The sequence below is a fragment of the Actinomadura sp. BRA 177 genome (assembly GCF_013372625.1).
Lineage (GTDB): Bacteria > Actinomycetota > Actinomycetes > Streptosporangiales > Streptosporangiaceae > Spirillospora.
In genome coordinates this window covers 1-5300 of the sequence record NZ_JABXFD010000460.1, presented here as the reverse complement: position 1 = coordinate 5300, position 5300 = coordinate 1, and the positions used below count along the sequence as shown (strand labels likewise).

4 protein-coding genes are annotated in these 5300 nt (G+C 71.4%); 2 read left to right on the top strand and 2 right to left on the bottom strand.

Features of this window, described 5'->3' with window-relative positions:
- The coding region (locus HUX53_RS27180; protein ID WP_176406061.1) for an AAA family ATPase at nucleotides 1–1445 on the bottom strand (1445 nt) is incomplete at its 3' end.
- A 101-nt stretch (nucleotides 1446–1546) separates the two neighbouring features.
- Between HUX53_RS27180 and HUX53_RS27175 the strand changes: the two genes are divergently transcribed.
- Nucleotides 1547–2620, top strand: coding sequence for an alkene reductase (locus tag HUX53_RS27175; protein ID WP_176406060.1), 1074 nt, complete (start codon nucleotides 1547–1549; stop codon nucleotides 2618–2620).
- A gap of 769 nt (nucleotides 2621–3389) precedes the next feature.
- On the opposite strand, the gene HUX53_RS27170 is transcribed toward HUX53_RS27175, so the two are convergent.
- A complete protein-coding gene (locus HUX53_RS27170) occupies nucleotides 3390–3734 on the bottom strand; it encodes a C40 family peptidase (RefSeq protein WP_309237461.1) in 345 nt (114 codons plus the stop codon).
- Between the two features lie 1350 nt (nucleotides 3735–5084).
- On the opposite strand from HUX53_RS27170, the gene HUX53_RS43150 reads away from it, so the two are divergent.
- A partial coding sequence (locus HUX53_RS43150; protein ID WP_369009214.1) for a hypothetical protein occupies nucleotides 5085–5300 on the top strand: 216 nt, incomplete at its 3' end.

The following is a 5300-nucleotide window of genomic DNA, read 5'->3' as shown; positions in this document are numbered from 1 at the left end:
GTCGTGGTTGAGAGTGGTGCTGTGTGTGTTTTGGTGAGGATAGGAGACGCACCGAGATCATCACGCCGCTCTTCGTCGGCAGCGTAAGATGTGTAAAAGAGGAGGCGGTCGAGCAGCAGGCGGGCCGCGGCGGGCGGTCCGCCGCGCTCGTACGCGACGGCGGCGTGGACGCGGGCGAGCCCGGCGAGGTCCGCGGCACCGAGCTTCTCCGCGTGGACGGCGAGGTCACCGGCCTCGTCCAGCCGTCCCGCCTGGAGGGTCAGGGAGGCGGCGGCGCCGAGCCGTGCCGCGCGCGCCTCCCGGGCGGGGGTGAGGTCGGCGGCCTGCCGGTAGAGCGCCGCGGCCGTCGCGTGACCGGCGCGGACGCGGGCGCGTTCGGCGGCCTCCTGCAGGTCCGCGGCGACGTCCTCGTCGGGGGCCAGGGCGGCGGACGCGCGGTGCCGCGCGCGGCAGTCGGGGCTGTCGGCGGAGTCGGCGAGCGCCTGGTGGGCGGCGATGCGCCGCGCCGCGGTCGCGCCCTGGTACGCGGCGGCACTGATCAGCGGATGCCGGAACGTGAGGCTGCGCCCGGCGACCGCCACCAGCCGGGCGCGTTCGGCCTCCTCCAGGTCGGCGAGCCCGACGCCGAACGTGTCGGCGGCGGCGAGCAGGCTCGGCATGTGCCCGCGCCCCTCCGCGGCCGCGATCAGCAGCATCAGCTGGGCGTTCTCCGGCAACCCCGCGATCTGGTCCTGGAACGACACGAGCACGCGGTCGGCGACGGGCAGCGGCGAGGTCTCGGGCGGACGTCCCCCGGCGGCGGCGAACTCCTGCAGCGCCAGCGGGTTGCCGGCCGCCTCCCGCAGTACCCGTTCGCGGACGGTCGGCGCCAGCTCGCGCCCGGCCAGGAACAGTTCGGCGTCGCATCGGGCGAGCCGGTCGAGCCGCAGTTCGGGCAGGCCCGTGCCGGTGAACCCCTCGTCCCGCGCCGCGAACAGCATGACGACGCCCTCGGCCGCCAGCCGCCGTGCCGCGAACAGCAGCGCCTCGGCGGTCGCGGTGTCGATCCAGTGCGCGTCGTCGGCGGCGCACAGGACGGGACCGTCCTCGGCGAGGTCGGCGAGCAACGTCAGCACGGCGAGACCGGTGGCGAAGCGGCCCTGCTCGCCGGACGTCTCGCCGAGCGCGGAGCGCAGCGCGGCGGACTGCGCCGGCGGCAGCGCGTCCAGCCGGTCCCGGACGGGCCACAGCAGCTGGTTGAGGCCGGCGAACGCGATGCCGGACTCCGCCGCGACCCCGGTCACCCGCAGCACGCGCGGCACCCCGGCGGCGGCCGCCGCCAGCAGCGCCGACTTCCCGATGCCGGCCTCGCCGCGCAGCACGAGGGCGCCGCTGCGCCGCTGCTCGCGCGCCCCGTCGATCAGCGACGTGAGCCGCGCCTGTTCGTCGTTCCGCCCGTAGAGCACGAGTCCAAACTACGGGGCCGACTACCGAAACCCTACGGATTCGCCCCGTACCTCTTGGCTCGTACGTTCTTGACCAGCGATAACGCCAAATGGAGGACGTCATGCAGGAACTGTTCGAGCCGCTGTCGGCCGGAAAGCTGGAGCTGCCCAACCGCCTCGTGATGGCGCCGATGACCCGCAGCCGAGCGGGCGCGGGCGGCATCGTCACCGAGCTGACCGCCGAGTACTACCGGCAGCGCGCCGCCGCCGGACTGATCATCACCGAGGGGACGCAGCCGAGCGTCCGGGGCCAGGGGTACATCCAGACGCCGGGCCTGCACTCCGACGACCAGGTCACCGCCTGGCGCGCGGTCACCGACGCCGTGCACGCCGAGGGTGGACGGATCTTCGCGCAGCTGATGCACTCCGGGCGCGTCGGCCACCCCGTCCTGTACCCGGACGGCGGCCTGCCGCTGGGCCCTTCACCGATCGCGACCGGCGACAAGCTGTTCACCCCGGACGGAATGCTCGACCACCCCGTCCCGCAGGAGATGACCCTGGACGACATCGCCCAGGCCGTCGCGGAGTTCGCCGCCGCAGCTCGCAACGCGATCGCCGCCGGCTTCGACGGCGTTGAACTGCACGGCGCGAACGGCTACCTGATCCAGCAGTTCCTCGCCGACGGCAGCAACACCCGCACCGACGCTTACGGCGGCACGATCGAGAACCGCATCAGGTTCGCGGTCGAGGCCGTCCGGGCGGCCGCGGACGTGATCGGCCCCGAGCGCGTCGCACTTCGCATCTCGCCCGGCGGCACGTCCAGCGGCGTCAGCGAGAGCGACACACCAGAGCTGTACTCGGCCCTCACCGAGGCGCTCGCCCCGCTGGGCCTCGCGTACCTGCACGTCATGGAGGAGCTGAACCGCGAGACGACCCGCCGGATCAGCGCCGAATGGCCGGGCACGCTGATCCTGAACCCGCACCCGACCCCGGACGCCTTCCCCGCAACGCCCGAACACGGAGCCGAGGCCCTACGCGAAGGCGTGGCCGACGCGATCGCCTTCGGCGAACTCTGGCTGGCCAACCCCGACCTCCCCGCCCGCATCAAGGCCGGCGGCCCCTACACCAAGGCCGACCGAGCAACCTTCTACGGCGGCGACCACCACGGCTACACCGACTACCCACCCCTCCCCTGACCCAAAAGCAGGGACCACCCGTGCAGCGCAACATCGCCACGCGACAACGCGGCGCGCCCCCTACTTCCATCCACCGCCAGCGCCCGAGACAGGGGCCATCAACAACCCGAGCGTGAATGCTGATTACGGCGGTTTCAACTGGCTCCACCAGGGCGGCCTGGTCTGGCCCCACTTGAAGATCCAGTGGCGGCTGGATTCGGCCCCGGTTCAGGCGATCAGCGACAAGAAAGAGCTGGTCAGGGGTGGGGCCAAATCAGATCGCCGCCGGCATGCCGCCGCTGAAGGTGGGGCCACTCCAAGCCGCCTAGGTGGGGCCACCTGGAGCCGCCAGAATCAGAATGCCGACGGTGAAGCCGAGCAGGCGCCCCCCGACGGCCACATGCCCCTCCCGGATCACCTCCGTGAGCTGCACCGCCGGACCCTCCCACAAGCCAGTCGCCCAACCCACGCCACCCCAGCACGCGCTGTCGATCCCGGAGGCGTGCTGGGGCGAGGGCGCCGGGCCATGGGGCGGTCCGGCGCAGGTCGTCTCGGTGGGTTAGGGACGACGCCGACTACTGCGACCGCCAGACCGACCCGTCCCGGCGGGCCACGCACCACGCCAATGCCCTGCGCCGTCTCGGCTAGGACGTGACCCTGGTCCCGATCACTCCACCACCTCGACAGCCCGCAGCCTGAACATCCCCCCTCGCCCCGGCGGGCAAGAGCACCGGCCGGGGCGAGGGGGCGCCGGGCCACTGGGTGGCCCGGCGCGGGTTGTCTTGGTGGGTTAGAGGCCGGGGCGGACGGCGCCGTTGAAGTTTCGCTTGTAGTACTTGGTCAGCTTGATCTTCTTGACGCGTTTGCCGGAGCTGGGTGCGTGGATCATGTAGCCGTGGCCGGCGTAGACGCCGACGTGGGTGCGGCCGCTGTAGAAGAAGAGGAGGTCGCCCTTGACGGCGCCCTTCCAGGAGACCTTCTTCTTGACGGCGCGGTAGATCTGCTGGCTGGTGCGGGGCAGTTTCACCCCGGCCTTGCGCCAGGCGCCTCCGGCGAGGCCGGAGCAGTCCCAGGAGCCGGGGCCGGTGCCGCCGTAGCGGTACGGGTCGCCGATCTGCTTCGCCGCGTACTTCACGGCGTAGGCCGCGCGCTTCTTCTGCTTGGCGGCCCGGGACTGCTTGGCGGAGACCTTCGTGACGACGGCGGCCTGTTGGGGTGCCGCCGCCTGCGCGGGCGCTGCCGCCAGGACGGACGCGCCGAGCGCCGCGGTCGTGGTGAGGACGAGGCCACCGGTGGTGATTCCGGCCTTCAGGGGGTTTCGAGGGGTATGCAGAATGACTCCAGACCTCGCGGTTGATGCCTACCGGGCAGCCGTCACCCCCGTCGGTCTTCCGCAGGGGTTCGGTGCCGCGGCCATTCCGCGGCGTCATTTGACGGGACGCGGGGAAAGTGTGGGCCGCTTCCGGTTCCGTGCCTCTTGGCTGCACGGATTCGGCGTCCGACGGGGCGGCTCAAGTGGGTCCGTGAAGGGACGACCTGGGGTCCGCGCCCGGCTCCGTGGCCGTGCGCGCCGCTGCCGCGCGTCGGGGTGCGTGTTCTGTTATCAGGGCGGCTGCTGTGCCGCATGAACCGGGCAGGAACGTATGCAGAGTCGGGTGGACATGGCAAATCCTTCCGGGCATTTCGGTGCCGGCGAGCCTTGGTGGGCGGCCCCTTGCCCCCGCCTTGGCCTGCGCTGATTTCGATCAGTGGTGAGGGAAGTGTGAACTGAGTCACGAATTCCCAAGGAAGATCGATTCCGTGGTGACCTGGGCGGGGACGCGCGGGTAGTAGAACCGCGTTCTGTGGATAACTCGCCCGCCATCGCACGATGGATTGTGGCGTATATCACGTATCGATAAATTTGCGGAGCGTTGCCACCGTCCCCTCCAGTGAGCAGCCCAGCTCGCTGACGGCGTGGCCGCCGGATTCGCTCGGTGCGCAGGGGTGACAGCGCGCGCCAGGCCGCCTTAAGACCGGAGGAGGTGCAGGTTGTGGGCGGGCGTGATCGCTGGGTTCGGTGGGTGTGAGGGGGCTCGGGAGGAGTCCGCTGTTCGGCTACCCGTCCACCTCGCCAGCTTTTTTGCCTCACCACATTCCGCAGACCCGGTGGCCTCGACCGTTTCGGCGTCGTGATCCCTGGATTCGGTGGGTGTGAGGGGTTGTGTGGTTGGGGGCGACTGTCGTCCGGGGAGGTGCGGATCGCGAATGCGCGTCGTCGGTGGAGGTGAGTGCTGGTGCGTGTCGGGGCGCTTGTAGGTCGGCGGGGACGGGGGAGTAGGCGGCGTGGTGCTGGTTCGGTCGGCGTGAGGGGGCGGTGTGTTCCTGGCCAACCGTCGTCCGGAGGGAGTGCTGGTTGTGGGCGGGATGGTGGGTGTGCGGGGTGGTGGCGCGTTGCTGGTCGGCTGTCGTACAGGGAGCGGGGTTGTGGAGGAGTGTGGTCGCGATGTGGGGGCCGGGGGCGACGGCCTGGCGGAGGGCGGGGCTGCCGGGGTGGAAGAACGTCCCGTCGCCGAGGTTCTGGGACATGTGCCCGGTCTCGCGGAACGGCGCCGCGCCGACCCACATCGCGCCCTCGCCGCCCATCTGCGTGGTGCCGATGCTGCGGTCCTGGAAGACGGTCATCACGTGGCAGCCGATGCCGCTGGCCGCGATCGACCCG